Genomic DNA, 14,259 nt, shown 5'->3' with positions numbered 1-14,259 from the left:
CAGGTTTTAGGCTGGCTTCCGTGAAGGCCGACCGACTGCTCTCGATCATGCTGCTGCTCCAGACCCGCGGCCGGGTGCCGGCCGGCGAGCTGGCCGAGCGGCTGGAGGTCTCCGTCCGCACCGTCTACCGCGACGTGGAGGCGCTGTCCGCCGCCGGGGTGCCGGTCTGGGCGGAGCGCGGGCGGCACGGCGGGATCGCCCTGCTGCCGGGCTACCGCACCGACGTCACCGGGCTGACCGCCGACGAGGCGAGGGCGCTGTTCGTACTGGCCGCCGCCGGGGCGCACGACGCGCTGGGCCTGGGCGCGGCGATCTCCACCGCGCTGCGCAAGGTGATGGCCGCGCTGCCCGCCCCGCACCGGCCGGCGGCCGAGCGGACCAGCGAACGGATCCTGGTCGACCCGGAGCGCTGGCTGCGCGGCGGCCCCGCCGCCCCGGTCGAACTCGGCGAACTGCAGCGCGCGGTCTTCGCCGACCTGCGGCTGGAGCTGGTCTACCGGCACAGCGGCGCGGCCCGGCCGAGCGCGTACACGGTCGACCCTTACGGGCTGGTGAGCAAGGCGGGGGTCTGGTACCTGGTGGCGGACCTGGACGGCGGGCCGCGGCTGTTCCGGGCCGACCGGGTGCGCTCGGCCCGGGTCGCCCAGGAGCCGGTCCGGCGGCGGCCGGGGGTCGGCCTGCCGGAGGTCTGGGCGGTGCTGCGCGAGCGGGTCGAGGGCCTGCCGGACGAGGTCACGGTGGTGGCCCGGGTGCGGCGCAGCCGGCTGGAGATGTTCACCCGGATCCACGCGAGCCTGCTGGCGGCGCCGCCGTCCGGGACGGACCCGGAGTGGGCCGAGGTCCGGCTCGGCCTGCGGGCGGTGGCGGCGGCCCGGATGCTGCTGGCCTTCGGCGCCGACGTGGAGGTGCTCGACCCGCCGCAGGCGCGGACGGAACTGGCCCGGGCGGCGGCCGAGGTCACCCGGCTCTACGGGGCGGGGCCGGCGGGTGCGCCGGCGTAGGCCCTCAGGCCACGGTCGGCGGGTGGCTGACGCTGTCGTAGTGCCCGAGCGCGATGGCGCCGAAGTTGTGCAGGCTGGCGGTGCCGGGGGAGAAGTATCCGTTGTGGCCGGCCGCGCCGGTCGAGGAGACCTCTATCGCGCCGAACCCCGTGCTGGTCGGGTCGGCGCCGTGGCCGAGGCCGCCCACCTCCAGGTACGGGACGTTGCCGATCCAGTCCGTGCGGTTGCGGGTGGCCCAGACCTCGACCCCGTGGCCGAGTTCGGCGGCGGACGCCACGCCCATCCCGGGGCTGCCGAAGACCACCAGGTCGGCCGGGGTGCCCTGGTCGATCGAGGGGGCGGCGGTGCCGCAGACCACCGAGCCGTAGGAGTGGCAGAACAGCGCGGGGGCCCGGTCCGGGTGGCTGGTCATCCGCAGGCCGTCCAGCAGGCGCAGCAGCCGGGGCGCGCCGACCTCGGCGAGCCGGGAGGTGACGGCGTCGGGGCCGAGGCCGGACGGGGTGACGTAGCCGGTCCAGGCGATCACCGCGGTCCGGGTGCCGGGGGACTGCCGCTGCTCCTCGGCGAGCAGGGCGCGGGCCATCCCGGCGGGGGAGCGCAGCGGTTCGACGGCCTGGTCGAAGTGGCCGAGGTCGGCGTCCGAGCCGGGGACCAGCACGGCCACCCGCTGGGCGGTCGCGAGGTCGCCGTAGACCTCGCTGACCAGGCCGCGGCCGCGCGGGTCGAAGGCGAGGATCTGCCGGCCGTCGGAGAGCAGGTGGCCGGAGTCGTCGGCGCGGGCGGCGGACAGCGCGCGGGTGGCGGCGTCCAGGCGGTGGTCCTCGGCGCGGGCCCGGGCGCGGTCGCGTTCGGCCGCGATGGCGATCCGGTTGGCGTGGTAGCGCAGGGCGAGCGGGGCGCCGTCCAGGTTGCCGACCACCAGCGGGTAGGCGGCGGCGAGGCGCTCGGTGTCGGCGGGGCTCAGCGAGGCGAAGAACGCGGCGACCGAGGCGGCCGGGGCGGTCGCGGGGTCGGGGAGGTCGCGGCCGAGCGAGTGGTCGGAGACCCAGGCGGCGCTGCCGGCGGGCGGGGTGGCGATGGCCACCTGCTCGTTCGCGGCCGCTGCCTGCGCGGCGGCCGCGCCGGCGTCGACCAGGACCGCGCAGCCCGCGAAGGCGCCTATCAGAATGCGCTTGACACGCCTGCGCTGCATGGCGTCAACTCCCTCGGGGCCGGTGACCGTCACAGCGGGCCGGGCCCGATGGTGCTACGACTGCCAACTACTCGTCAGCCAGCGTAGAGGGAAGCGGTAGCCGAAGCCGGTCTTCAAACTGTGTTCTGGCTCACATTCGCTCGTGCGGGTGGCGGAAACCGACCGGATCCGACCGGTTCAGGTCCGGTCCACCTGGGCGTGCAGCCGCTTGGGCGCGACGCCGCGCCACGCGTCGGTGAGCAGCTCGCGCAGCTCCTCCCGGCCGACCCCGGCGAGGGCCACCAGCACCCAGCCGTGCCGGCCGACGTACGGGGCGAAGGAGTAGACCTCCGGCGCGGCGGCCAGCAGCTCGGCCTGCTCCTCCTTGGTCGCCTTCACACAGACGTTCCCCGACTCCGGGCGCCCCATCGCGAAGATCTTCCGGCCGACCCGCAGGGTGACCTGCTCCCAGGTCGGCTCCTCGTGCGCCTCCGGCAGGGCCAGGGCCATCTTCCGGAACTGATCGAACGTCACCATCCGGCCAGCGTAGTGCGGGGGGCCGACATCCGGCCGCGAGCGCCGCCGCCCCGCTCGCCCGGCGTGCGCGGCGGCGGTCACAGCACGCCCAGCGCGTAGACCGTGAAGGCCGCCGCCCCGGCGCCCGCCGCCGCCCGCCACAGCCGGGACGGCCACGGGCCGTCGAACCGCCGGGCGTGCCGCCCGATCGCCACCAGCACCAGCGCGAACACCGGCAGCCAGGCCAGCCGGGCGAGCACCCAGCCGAGCGAGCCCGGCTCCGTGGTCAGCCCCGGCACCGCCGCCAGCGCGGAGGCCGGCAGCGCCACCGCGAACATCGCGGTCTGGTGCCAGCAGAAGATCGTCATCGCCGACAGGTTGACCAGCACCACCGGCAGCCACAGCACCGGACGGCGCAGCAGCCGGGCCAGCCGCCCGCGCAGCAGGATCGCCGCGCCGCACTGGGTCGCGGCCAGTGCCAGCACCAGCAGCGACGGCGGGTGCGAGTTGGTCCGGGCCGCGCCCGGCACCCCGACCATGCTGGCCGGGTAGTGGAACACCGCCAGCAGCACCGCGAACAGCGCCGCCCCGCCGAGCAGCAGCAGCCGGCCGCCGGCCCGCCCGATCCTGCCCTGCGCCCAGCCGACCCCGAGCTGGTAGGCGAACAGCCAGCCGGGCAGCAGGTTGACCAGCGCCAGCCAGGACGGCACCGAGCCGGCCCACGGCCCGTACCGCAGCAGGTCGACCACGGCGACCGTGCCCAGCAGCGGGGCCGCCGCCCACCCGCCGAGCCGCCGGCCGGCCGCCACGCAGTACGGGGTCAGCGCGGTCAGCACCAGGTAGATCCCGATGTACCAGAGCGGCTGGACCACCAGCACCGCCCCGGTCCGTACCGTGCCCTCCGGCACCCCGGCCAGCCGCAGCACCGGGATCAGCACCGCCCACACGGCGGCCACCCCGAGCACCGGACGCAGCAGGCGCACCGCCCGGCCGCGCAGCCAGCCGGCCGTGCCGGTGCCGCGCTCCCGGGCCCGGGCCAGCGACTTCGCCGCCGCGTGGCCGCCGACCAGGAAGAACAGCCCGAGCAGCTGGAGCACCCAGCTGAGCGGGGCGAGGAAGCCGAGCGCGCCGAGCGGGCTGGCGTTGTGCAGCACGCCGTCGCCGGCGGAGCGGGTGAAGCCGCCGAGCAGCCAGTGCCCGGTGGGGACGGCCAGCAGGGCGAGGGCGCGCAGCCCGTCCAGGGCGCGGTCCCGGCCGGCGGGGGTGCGGGCGTCCACGGTGGCGGCGGCCCGGCGCAGCAGGTCGGATCGCAGCAGGTCAGATCGCATCGCGGCACTCCTGACCGGCGCCGGTGCAGGTGACGGCGGCCGGGTCGCCGGCGGCGAGCGCGGCGAAGTTGGCGAGCGAGGCGGTGCCGGGGGCGAAGTAGCCGGTGTGGCCGTGCGAGCCGGCCGAGGAGAGCACCCGGGCGCCGAAGGCCGGGTCGGTCGGGTCGGTGCCGTGGCCGAGGCCGAGCACCGAGACGTGCGGCACGTCGCCGATCCAGTCGGCCGCGTTGCGCTCGGCGGCCCAGACCGGGACCCGCAGGTCGGCGGCGCGGCCGGTGCCCATCCCGGGCGAGCCGAGCACCACCACGCCGAGCGCCTGGTCCGGGCCGAGGCCGGCGCGGGCGCAGACCACCGAGCCGTAGCTGTGGCAGAAGACGGTGGCGGCGCCGCGCTGCGCGGCGAGGCCGGTGAGGAAGCGGGCCAGCCGCCGGCCGCCGGCCACCGCTAGGTCCTCGGTGACGGCGTCCAGGCCCAGCCCGACCGGGGTGGTGTAGCCGGTCCAGGCGACCACGGCGACCTGCTCGCCGGTGGCGGCGCGCAGGGCCCGGGCCATCCCGGCGGGGGTGCCGCCCGGGTCGCCGGCCCGGTCGAAGCTCATCAGGTCGATGTCGGAGCCGGGCACCACCACGGCGGTGCGCGGGGCCAGGGTCAGGTCGCCGAACACCTCGGCGACCTGGCCGCGGCCGCGCGGGTCGAAGGCGAGGATCTGCCGGCCGGCCAGCGAGGCGTACCGCTCGGCGCGGGCCCGGGCGGCGGCCCGGGCGCTGCCGCCGAGCCGCTCGTCCCCGGCGGCGGCCAGTTCCGCGCTCCGCTCCTCGGCCAGGGCCAGCGCGTTGGCCCGGTACCGCAGCTCGACCGGCGCACCGTCCAGGTTGCCGACCACCAGCGGGTGCCGGACGGCCAGCGCCTCGCGCCCGGCCGGGGTGAGGCCGGCCAGGAAGGCGGCCACCTCGGCGGGCGTGGCGGTCGCCGGGTCGGGCAGCGCCACGCCGAGCACGGTGTCGGCCCGCCAGGCGGCGGTGCCCGGCGGCGGCCCGGTGACCGCGACCTGGCCCGCGGCCGCGGTCGCGGCACCCGTACCCAGCACCGCGGCCGCGGCCAGCACGGTGGCCACCAGGGTGCGCCCGAATCGCTGCATCTCGTTCTCCCTCTCGTCCGTGAACGTGAGGAAGCTAGGTGGACGGCGGCCCGGCGCACGTCACTCCGCGGAGCCAACTGCCGTGTGGCACCGCGGTATTAGCGGCAGGCCCCCGGGTCGGGCCGGGGGGTATCCCCCCGCTCCGCTCACCGGCCGGGCGTCACCAGGCCCGACTCGTACGCCAGCACCACGGCCTGGGCGCGGTCGCGCAGGTCGAGCTTGGCCAGCACCCGGCCGATGTGGGTCTTCACGGTCTGCTCGGCCACCACCAGGCGCTCGGCGATCTCCTGGTTGGACAGGCCGCGGGCGATCAGCTCCAGCACCTCGGTCTCCCGCGGGGTGAGCCCGTTGAGCCGCAGCGCCGGGTCACGGCGCCGGGCCGGGCGGGTGCGGGCGAAGTCCTCGATCAGCCGGCGGGTGACGGACGGGGCGAGCAGCGCGTCGCCGGCCGCGACCACCCGGACGGCCGCGATCAGGTCGGCCGGCGGGGCGTCCTTGAGCAGGAAGCCGCTGGCCCCGGCGCGCAGCGCCTCGTACACGTAGTCGTCCAGGTCGAAGGTGGTGAGCATGAGGACCTTGGGGCGGTGGGTCACGCCCGGCGGCGGGGTGAGCAGCCGGCGGGTGGCCTCCAGGCCGTCCATCTCGGGCATCCGGACGTCCATCAGCACCACGTCGGGGTGGGTGCGCCCGCTGGCCTCCAGGGCCTGCCGGCCGTCGGCGGCGTCGCCGACCACGTCGATGTCGCTCTGGGCGTTCAGCAGCGCGGCGAAGCCGGCCCGGACCATCGCCTGGTCGTCGACGATGAGCACGCGGATGGTCATGGAGCTTTCTCCCCCGGGGCGGTGACGGGCAGGACGGCGGCGACCCGGAAGCCGCCGTCGGGCAGCGGGCCGGTCTCCAGCGTGCCATCCAGCAGCCGGACCCGTTCGCGCATCCCGACCAGTCCGTGCCCGGTGCCCGCGGCGGGTTCGACCGCGGCGCCGCCGGGTGCCGGGGCGGTGTTGACCACGGTGACCCGCAGCCGGCCGCCGCCGGCGGTGAGCGAGACCCGGGCCCGGGCGCCGGGGGCGTGCCGGACCACGTTGGCCAGCGCCTCCTGGACGATCCGGTGGACCGAGAGGTCGACGGCGGCGGGCAGCGGGGTGAGCTCCTCGACCTCGGGGCCGACCGCCAGCTCGGCGGACACCCCGGCCTGGGCCACCGTGTCGACCAGCCGGCCGAGCTCGGCGATCCCGGGCTGCGGGGCCTTGTCGGGGTCGGTCCCCTCGCTGCGCAGCACGCCCAGCAGCCGCCGCATCTCGGTCAGCGAGGCGCGGGCGGCGGCGGCGATGGTGCCGAACTCGGCGACCGCCTCGGGCGGCAGCCCGGTCAGCCGGTAGGGCGCGCTGTCGGCCTGCACGGTGATCACCGACATGTGGTGGGCGACCACGTCGTGCAGCTCGCGGGCGATCCGGGCGCGCTCCTCCAGCAGGGTGCGCAGGCCGCGTTCGGCCTCGCTGATCTCCTCCTGCTCGGCCAGCTGCCGGCGGGCCTCCCCGCGGCCGCGCAGGCTCCAGCCCAGCAGCAGCACCGCGCCGCCGAGCACCACGGCGACGGCCGGGGCGTCGCCGGCCCGCGATCCGAAGGCCGCGGCCGCGGCCACCGTGCCGAACAGGGTGACCAGCCAGACCGCGAGCAGGGCCTGCCCCCGTTCGCGCAGGGCGAGCGCGCCGAGCAGGAACAGGTAGCCGATCAGGGTGGCGGCCGGCCACGGCCACGGCCCGGCCTTCGGCGGGGAGCCGACCGTGACGGCGGCGGTGGCCGCGGTGGCGGCGGTGACGATCCACCAGGCCGGGAGCGGGCGCCGGACCGCGAGCAGCAGCGGCACCGTCTGGGCGAGTGCCAGCACCGTCGCCGGGTAGCCGTCCAGGCCGTACGAGCCGGTCAGCACCACGATGTCGATCGGGAGCAGGGTCGCGACCAGGGTGACGGCCAGCGCGGGCGGTAGGGCGCGCAGCCAGAAGCTGGGGGAGTCGCCGAGCAGCGGGCGGCGGTCCGGGGAGGGGTGGGCGAGGCTGCGCGGGAGGTCCTGCAGCCGCTCCTGGAGCGTGGGTCCGTTCACCCGGCCCGAGCGTAGGGGCTCGGGCCGGGGATGTCGTCGTACCGGGGTGCCGCGCCGGATGTCGTACTGCGGTACGACTTCCGGCAGGGGCCCGGCTCGACCAGGGAGGGCCTAGTCGCGCCAGGAGCCGGCCAGCGCCGGTCCGAGCTGGTCGAAGTGGCGCTCGATCAGCTCGATCATGCCGTCCGGGCCGGCGTCGGCGCCGGCGCCGTCGGTGCTCCAGGACAGGTGGGAGATCCGCAGCACGGCGCCGAACACGGCGGCCAGCAGCCGGGGGCGCAGGTCGGTGGCCGGGTCCAGGCCCTCGCGGTCGGCGAGCACGCCGGCCACCACCCGCTCCTGCTCGGTGGTGCGGCGCAGGTGGGCGGCGAGCAGGGTGGGCGTGGTCTCGATCAGCTCGAACAGTTCCAGGGCGGCGGTGACGCCGCCGGTGCTGCTGCCGCGCGCCTCGCCGAGGGTGCGCCAGGCCTCGGTGATCGAGGCCCGCATGGCCTGCAGCGGGTTCTCGCCGACCGGGCGGCTGCGCAGGCAGTCGATGAAGAAGTCCTCCGCGTCGGCCATGACGGCGAGCGCGACCTCTTCCTTGTTGGCGAAGTAGCGGAAGAAGGTGCGTTGCGAGACGTCCACCGCGGCGGCGATCTCGTCGACCGTGGTGTCGCCGTAGCCGCGGTCGAGGAAGAGCGTGTGCGCGGCGCCGACCAGGGCGTCGCGGGTGCGCTGCTTCTTGCGCTCGCGCAGCCCGAGCACCCGGCAGCCGGGGTCGGTGGCGGGGGCGGTGACGGGGGCGGCCATGGCGGGGCCTTTCGACTGCGACGGTGCCGGTGGGGGTGGGTGCCCGGCAGGTCCACCCTAGCGCTCTGACATATGTCAGCATGAGTCACAAGTCACAGTTTGCCGAATGTCAGTCGCTGACATAATATTCCCCGGGTGGCGCCGTCGGCCCGACATCTCGTGGGGACGGGTGGGCCGGGGCGCCACCTCGTCCGTCCTGCTACCCCCTCCAGCCCTCGGAAGGCGTTCCGCATGAGCCAGTCCGTCGTCAACACCGACAAGGCGGACGTACCGCCTCGGCGCAACGAGCCCCCGTCGCCCGCGAGCGGGCTGCGCGGCCACCCCTGGCTGACCCTGCTGACCGTGGCGGTCGGCGTGATGATGGTGGCCCTCGACGGCACCGTCGTGGCCATCGCCAACCCGGCCATCCAGGCCGACCTGGGCGCCTCGCCCGCCGACATCCAGTGGGTCACCAGCGGCTACCTGCTGGCCCTCGCGGTCTTCCTGATCACCGCCGGCAAGATCGGTGACCGGTTCGGCCACCGGACCACCTTCCTGGTCGGCGCCACCGGCTTCGCCGCCACCTCGGCCGCCATCGGCTTCGCCGGCTCGATCCAGATGGTGATCCTGTTCCGGGTGCTCCAGGGCCTGTTCGGCGCGCTGCTCCAGCCCGCCGCGCTCGGCCTGCTGCGCGGTGCCTTCCCGGCCGAGAAGCTGAACATGGCGATCGGCATCTGGGGCGGGGTGATCGGCGCCTCCACCGCGGCCGGCCCGATCGTCGGCGGCCTGCTGGTCGAGCACGTCAACTGGGAGTCGGTCTTCTTCATCAACATCCCGGTCGGCCTGATCGCGCTCGCGCTCGGCCTGTGGATCCTGCGCGACGTGCGCAACGAGAACTCCGCCAAGTCCTTCGACCTCCCGGGCATCGTGCTGCTGTCCGGCGCGATGTTCATGCTGGTCTGGGGCATCATCAAGGCCCCGACCTGGGGCTGGGGCGACGCCACCACCTGGGTCTTCCTGGGCGGCGCGATCGTGGCCATGGCGGTGTTCGCGTTCTGGCAGACCAGGGCCGCCGAACCGCTGATCCCGCTCAGCCTGTTCCGCTCGGTCTCGCTGTCGGCCGGCACCCTGCTGATGGTGCTGATGGCCTTCGCGTTCTTCGGCGGCGTCTTCTTCGTCACCTTCTACCTGCAGAACGTGCACGGGATGACGCCGGTGCAGGCCGGCGTCCACCTGCTCCCGATGACCGCCATGATGATCGTCGGTGCTCCGCTGGCCGGCGCCGCGATCGGCAAGGTCGGCCCGCGGATCCCGATCGTCGCGGGCATGCTGTTCACCACCGCCGCGATGCTCGGCATGTCCACCCTGGACGTCGACTCCGGCACCGGCGTGATGTCGCTCTGGTTCGTGCTGATGGGCCTGGGCCTGAGCCCGGTCATGGTCGGCGCCACCGAGGTCATCGTCGGCAACGCGCCGCTCGAGCTGTCCGGCGTGGCCGGCGGCCTCCAGCAGGCGGCCATGCAGGTCGGCGGCAGCCTCGGCACCGCCGTACTGGGCGCGGTGATGGCCTCCAAGGTCACCGACGTGCTGCCCGCGAACTGGGCGAAGACCGGTGTCCCGCTGCCGCAGGGCGCCGAGGGCGAGGGGCTGAAGCAGGCCGCCCAGCTCGGCATCGCCCCGCCGGCCCCGGCCGGCACCCCGCAGCAGCTGGTGGACGCGATGGCGGGCGCCGTCCACACCTCCTTCGTCAGCGGCATGTCGGTGGCCTTCGTGGTCGCCGCCGTGGTCGCGGCCCTGGCCGCCGCCCTCGGGCTGCTCACCAAGCGCGGCGCCAACGAGACCGGGCCCGCCGTCCACATCTGACGACGGACCCGTACGCCCCACCGGTCACCTCAGGTGCCCCGCCGACCTCATCCGGTCAGCGGGGCACCTGCCACTGCCGGCCGCCGGCCCGGCCGCACTCCCGCAGCCGCAGCCCGGTGTCCCCGGCGGCGCCGTCCGCCGGGCCGAGGCACAGACCCGACGGGGCGGCGACCAGCGAACCGTCCGCGCGCGGCCACCACTGCTGGGCGCCGGTCCCGTTGCAGTGCCAGAGCTGGACCGGTGCCCCGGGGTCGGACCGGCTGCCGCTGACGTCCAGGCACCGGCCGAGCGCGCGCAGCGTGCCGTCCCGGGCGACCGTCCAGCGCTGGCCGGCGCCGCCGTCGCAGGTGGCCTCGCGGGCCGGGGCGCCGTCCGCGGAGCCGTCCGGGCCGACGTCCAGGCAGCGCACCTCGCCGCTGTCGGCGCGGCCGGTGACCGGCCCGCCGGCCGCGGTGTCCGGGCCGACGTCGAAGGAGGGCGGCGCGTCGGCGGGGTCGGCGCCCCAGGCCGGATCCGGCTCGGCGGCCAGGGTGTAGCGCAGCCGGCCGCCGTCGCGCACGAAGTCCTCGCCCACCCACGGCCTGGTCGAGGGCCGGCCGTCCACCGTCAGCCGGTGGACGTAGCGGACCTCGGCCGACGCGCCCGGCGCGCTGATCCCGATCGCCGGGCCGTGCTCGCCCCGGCGCACCGTCACGGCCGGGAACAGCGGGCTGGCCAGCACCAGTTCGGCCCGGCCGGGCGCCTGCGGGTACATCCCGAGGGCCGCCCAGACCGCCCAGGCGGAGAACTCGCCCAGGTCGTCGTTGCCCACCAGGCCCTCCGGGGCGTCGGTGAACAGCGTGGTCAGCGCGCGCCGGACCACGTCCTGGGTGCGGTGCGCGTGGCCGGCGTACAGGTACGCCCACGGGGTCTTCAGCGAGGGTTCGTTGCCGAGGAAGGCGTGCGGCGCGGCGGGCCCGGCGTTCAGCTCGGTGAAGAACGCGTCCAGCCGGGTGGCCACCGCCTCGTTCCCGCCCATCGCGTCGAACAGCCCGCGGTGGTTGAACGGCACCATCCAGGCGTACTGCGCGCCGTTGCCCTCGACGAACCCCTCCCGCTGCGACGGGTCGAAGGCGGGCCAGCCGTGGTCGGCGCGCCGGGGCTGGAGGTAGCCGGTCTGCTCGTGCAGCAGGTTGCGCCAGTTCGCCGAGCGGCGCAGCAGCAGCTCGTGCGTCCCCCGGTCACCGATCCGGGCAGCCAGCTGGGCCACCGCGAAGTCGGCCGAGGCGTACTCCAGGGTGGTCGCGGCCGGCCCCCACACCCCGGCGCTCCCGTCCGGCACGAAGCCCAGCGCGTCGTACGGGCCGAAGGCGGGGCGCTCGCGCGCGTCCCGGCGGCCCGCCGTCGCCAGCCGGACCAGGGCGGCGGCGTCGAAGCCGGTGGCGCCGAAGGCGTGGATCCCGGCCGCGATGATCGGCAGCGGGTCGCCGACCATCACCCCGGTGCCGCCGTTCGCCAGCGTCCAGCGGTCGAAGTACCCGCCCTGGGCGCCCTGTTCGACGATCGACTGGGCGATGTCGGCGGCCTCCTCGGGGGCCAGCAGCGCGAGCAGCTGGGTCTGCGAACGGTAGACGTCCCAACCGGAGAAGTCCGCGTACTGGGCGTGCTGCCCCGGGCGGGTGGTGTGCACCTGCCCGTCGAAGCCCGGGTAGCGGCCGTCCACGTCGCTGAGCACGCTCGGGTGCAGCATCGCGTGGTACAGCGCGGTGTAGAGCACCCGCCGCTGTGTGGTGGTCCCGCCGCCGACCGCGATCCGCCCGAGCATCCCGTTCCAGGCATCGCGGGCCCCCGCGGCCACCCGGTCGAACCCGCCGGGGCCCTGCTCGGCGGCCAGGTTGGCCCGCGCGCCCTCGACGCTGACGAAGGAGATCCCGACCCGAGCGGTGACGCTGCGGTCGGTCGAGGTGTCGAAGGAGACCAGTGCCTTCGCGGGCGAGGCGGTGGCCGCCGGCGCCTGCGCCCCGGCGCGCGCAGCGGCGGCCTGCGCCTCGGCCGTCCTGGCGGGCTGCGGCGCGATCCCCTCGCTCTCCCCGCTCGCGCTGCGCCGGCCGGTGTCCAGCCGTCCGTCCGTCAGGATCCCCGAGGTGCTGAACGGCCGGTCGAAGACCACCGAGAAGTACAGCCGGTAGTGGTTGCCCGTGCCGCAGAAGCCGCCGCTCTCGGTCCAGCCGGACAGCGAGTCGCGGCCCACCTCGATGGACCCCGAGGCGTGGTTGAAGGCCCGGCCGGCGTCCACGGTGAGCGAGGCGGTGTGCCCGGCCGGGTAGCTGAACCGGGCGATCCCCGAGCGCCGGGTGGCGGCCAGCTCGGTGCGCACGCCGTTGCCGAAGGTCACCGCGTACGCGCCGGGGGAGGCCGTCTCGTCGGCGTGCGAGAAGGCGGCGAAGTCCACCGGGACGCCGTCCAGCACCGGCATGAACGGGACGTTGCCGTAGTCCCCGCAGCCCGCCCCCGAGACGTGGGTCAGGCTGAAGCCGCGGATCCGCTGGTCGTCGTAGGAGTAGCCGCCGTTCTGGTACGTGGCGGTGTCCGGGCTCCACTGCACCATCCCGAGCGGGGCGGCCGCACCGGGGAAGGTGTTGCCGGCCTCGCCCCCGATGCCGTAGTCCGGGCCGCCCGGCCTGGTCCCGACGTAGGTGTTCACGTACCGGGCGGGGTCCTCGATCCTGACGACCCCGCCCTCGGGGCGGGCCGCCCCCGGTGCGCCGGCCGTCAGGGCCGCGCACACGGCCAGCGCCAGCGCCGGTCGGACGATTCGGACGATCTTCAAGAAGCCTCCTGCCGATGGACGGTCAGGCGGCTCCTCGCAGGTCTGCCGGCCGCCCCGCGCTCCGCGTCCGCCCATCGTGCAGGCCGCCCGCGCCCCGACCCGGCGGCGACAGCTCGAAAGTCCCCTGCCCGGCCCAACCACGGGCCGGGCGGCTGCCCCGGACAGCGGCTACCGGCCGCGCCCGCGCGCGAACCGGCCCTCGGCCAGGTCGATCACCGGCGCCGGGTAGTCGCGCGGCGGCCGCTCCAGCAACCACGGCCGGTGCACCGCCGGGCCCGGGACCTCGGCCAGCTCCGGCACCCAGCGTCGGACGTAGTCGCCGTGCGGGTCGAAGCGCTTGGCCTGGGTGAGCGGGTTGAGCACCCGGTTGGGCCTGGTGTCCGTCCCCGTCCCGGCCACCCACTGCCAGTTCAGCTGGTTGTTCGCCACGTCGCCGTCCACCAGCAGCGACAGGAAGTGCGCCGCGCCCGCCCGCCAGTCCAGGTACAGGGTCTTGGCCAGGAAGCCGGCGGTCAGCAGCCGGGCCCGGTTGTGCATCCAGCCCTCGGCCGCGAGCTGGCGCATCCCGGCGTCCACGATCGGGTACCCGGTGCGGCCCTCGCGCCAGGCCGCCAGCTCGGCGTCGTCGTGGTGCCAGCGGTCGCCCCGCGGCCGGTAGTCGGCCCGCGCCGCGTCCGGCCGGGCGGCCAGCACCTGGTGGTGGAAGTCCCGCCAGACGAGTTGCCGCACGAAGGCCTCCGCCCCCGCCCCGCCGCGCCGCTCGGCGAGCGCCACCAGCTCGGTCGCCGACAGGCACCCGAAGTGCAGGTACGGCGAGAGCCGCGAGGTGTCGTCGCCGGCCAGGTCGTCGTGCTGCTCCTGGTAGGCGTCCACGTCCCAGCCCGACCAGCGCCGCCGGCCGGCGCTCTCGCCGCCCTCCGGCAGGTCCGGCGAGTCGGGGCGCACCGCCGGCACCGCCACGCCCGGCACGTCCGCCGGCACCCGTACGGTCCGCGGCGCGGTCAGCGGCGCCCGGCGCTCGGCCTGCCGCCAGGCCCGCCAGTACGGCGTGAAGACGCCGTAGTGGTCCTTGCCGGCCGGGGTCACGGCGCCGGGGGCGAGCGCGGTGAGGACCGCCTCGTGCACCCGCAGCCGCTCGCCCAGCTCCGCCCGCAGCCCGGCCTCCCGGCGGTGCGCGAAGGCACTCACCCCGGCGGCCAGGTGCACCCCGCGGGCGTCGAGCCGCCGCGCCAGCCGGACGGTCTCGGCCACCGCCTCCCCGCGCCGCACCACCAGCCGCCCGCCCCGCGAGCGCAGCGCGCCGTCCAGGTCGGCCAGGCAGCCGGCCAGGAACGCGGCCCGGTTGGGCACCGCGAAGCCGGTGGCCTCGACGCCCTCGTCCAGCACGAACAGCGGCACCACCTCCGCGGACTCGGCCAGCGCCGCGCGCAGCACCGGGTTGTCGTGGACCCGCAGGTCCTGGGTGAACAGGGCGATCGAGATGGACATCCGCCATGACTACTCCATCCGGCCCCCGGGCCGCCCGTGGCGCGCCGGTCGGAGCGCGGCGGCCGGTGGGCGG

The 14,259-nt window shown here is 76.2% G+C and carries 11 protein-coding genes; 2 read left to right on the top strand and 9 right to left on the bottom strand.

The window, feature by feature from the left end; all coding sequences use genetic code 11:
• Positions 1 to 20 precede the first annotated feature (20 nt).
• Positions 21 to 1,001, top strand: coding sequence for a helix-turn-helix transcriptional regulator (locus ABT014_RS23320; RefSeq protein ID WP_350640964.1), 981 nt, complete (start codon positions 21 to 23; stop codon positions 999 to 1,001).
• Positions 1,002 to 1,005: 4 nt separating this feature from the next.
• Here ABT014_RS23320 and ABT014_RS23315 read toward each other — a convergent pair whose 3' ends face one another.
• The 7 genes from ABT014_RS23315 to ABT014_RS23285 all read right to left on the bottom strand — a co-directional run bounded on the left by ABT014_RS23315 (position 1,006) and on the right by ABT014_RS23285 (position 8,047).
• On the bottom strand, positions 1,006 to 2,193 hold the full coding sequence (locus ABT014_RS23315) for an alpha/beta hydrolase (RefSeq protein ID WP_350640963.1): 1,188 nt from the start codon (positions 2,191 to 2,193) through the stop codon (positions 1,006 to 1,008).
• A gap of 177 nt (positions 2,194 to 2,370) precedes the next feature.
• Positions 2,371 to 2,709: an MmcQ/YjbR family DNA-binding protein gene (locus ABT014_RS23310; protein ID WP_350640962.1), complete on the bottom strand. Its 339-nt coding sequence runs from the start codon at positions 2,707 to 2,709 to the stop codon at positions 2,371 to 2,373.
• Positions 2,710 to 2,786: 77 nt separating this feature from the next.
• A complete protein-coding gene (locus ABT014_RS23305; RefSeq protein WP_350640961.1) occupies positions 2,787 to 4,016 on the bottom strand; it encodes an acyltransferase family protein in 1,230 nt (409 codons plus the stop codon).
• Positions 4,006 to 5,154: an alpha/beta hydrolase gene (locus ABT014_RS23300; RefSeq protein ID WP_350640960.1), complete on the bottom strand. Its 1,149-nt coding sequence runs from the start codon at positions 5,152 to 5,154 to the stop codon at positions 4,006 to 4,008. The genes ABT014_RS23305 and ABT014_RS23300 overlap by 11 nt, the downstream gene beginning before the upstream one ends.
• A 146-nt stretch (positions 5,155 to 5,300) precedes the next feature.
• Positions 5,301 to 5,975, bottom strand: a complete 675-nt coding sequence (locus tag ABT014_RS23295) for a response regulator (RefSeq protein ID WP_350640959.1) — start codon at positions 5,973 to 5,975, stop codon at positions 5,301 to 5,303.
• On the bottom strand, positions 5,972 to 7,255 hold the full coding sequence (locus tag ABT014_RS23290) for a sensor histidine kinase (protein WP_350640958.1): 1,284 nt from the start codon (positions 7,253 to 7,255) through the stop codon (positions 5,972 to 5,974). Before ABT014_RS23290 ends, ABT014_RS23295 begins: the two co-directional genes overlap by 4 nt.
• Positions 7,256 to 7,366: 111 nt before the next feature.
• The gene (locus tag ABT014_RS23285; protein ID WP_350640957.1) at positions 7,367 to 8,047 is read right to left on the bottom strand and encodes a TetR/AcrR family transcriptional regulator; all 681 of its coding nucleotides are present in this window, start codon (positions 8,045 to 8,047) and stop codon (positions 7,367 to 7,369) included.
• 231 nt (positions 8,048 to 8,278) lie between these two features.
• Between ABT014_RS23285 and ABT014_RS23280 the strand changes: the two genes are divergently transcribed.
• Positions 8,279 to 9,889, top strand: coding sequence for an MFS transporter (locus ABT014_RS23280; protein ID WP_350640956.1), 1,611 nt, complete (start codon positions 8,279 to 8,281; stop codon positions 9,887 to 9,889).
• A gap of 55 nt (positions 9,890 to 9,944) precedes the next feature.
• Here the strand turns inward: ABT014_RS23280 and ABT014_RS23275 are convergent, their stop codons facing one another.
• Both ABT014_RS23275 and ABT014_RS23270 read right to left on the bottom strand, forming a co-directional pair.
• On the bottom strand, positions 9,945 to 12,698 hold the full coding sequence (locus ABT014_RS23275; protein ID WP_350640955.1) for a GH92 family glycosyl hydrolase: 2,754 nt from the start codon (positions 12,696 to 12,698) through the stop codon (positions 9,945 to 9,947).
• 168 nt (positions 12,699 to 12,866) lie between these two features.
• Positions 12,867 to 14,186 (bottom strand): cryptochrome/photolyase family protein, encoded by a 1,320-nt coding sequence (locus ABT014_RS23270; RefSeq protein WP_350640954.1) that lies wholly within the window; start codon positions 14,184 to 14,186, stop codon positions 12,867 to 12,869.
• Positions 14,187 to 14,259 lie beyond the last annotated feature (73 nt).

The organism is Kitasatospora sp. NPDC094015, from assembly GCF_040304075.1.
GTDB lineage: Bacteria > Actinomycetota > Actinomycetes > Streptomycetales > Streptomycetaceae > Kitasatospora.
This window is presented reverse-complemented; position numbering and strand designations above follow the sequence as displayed.

Coding starts and splice junctions, on each gene's coding strand:
- ABT014_RS23315 (WP_350640963.1), bottom strand. CDS start 2,193: ATGCAGCGCAGGCGTGTCAAGCGCATTCTGATAGGCGCCTTCGCGGGC.
- ABT014_RS23280 (WP_350640956.1), top strand. CDS start 8,279: ATGAGCCAGTCCGTCGTCAACACCGACAAGGCGGACGTACCGCCTCGG.
- ABT014_RS23300 (WP_350640960.1), bottom strand. CDS start 5,154: ATGCAGCGATTCGGGCGCACCCTGGTGGCCACCGTGCTGGCCGCGGCC.
- ABT014_RS23310 (WP_350640962.1), bottom strand. CDS start 2,709: ATGGTGACGTTCGATCAGTTCCGGAAGATGGCCCTGGCCCTGCCGGAG.
- ABT014_RS23285 (WP_350640957.1), bottom strand. CDS start 8,047: ATGGCCGCCCCCGTCACCGCCCCCGCCACCGACCCCGGCTGCCGGGTG.
- ABT014_RS23270 (WP_350640954.1), bottom strand. CDS start 14,186: ATGTCCATCTCGATCGCCCTGTTCACCCAGGACCTGCGGGTCCACGAC.
- ABT014_RS23305 (WP_350640961.1), bottom strand. CDS start 4,016: ATGCGATCTGACCTGCTGCGATCCGACCTGCTGCGCCGGGCCGCCGCC.
- ABT014_RS23295 (WP_350640959.1), bottom strand. CDS start 5,975: ATGACCATCCGCGTGCTCATCGTCGACGACCAGGCGATGGTCCGGGCC.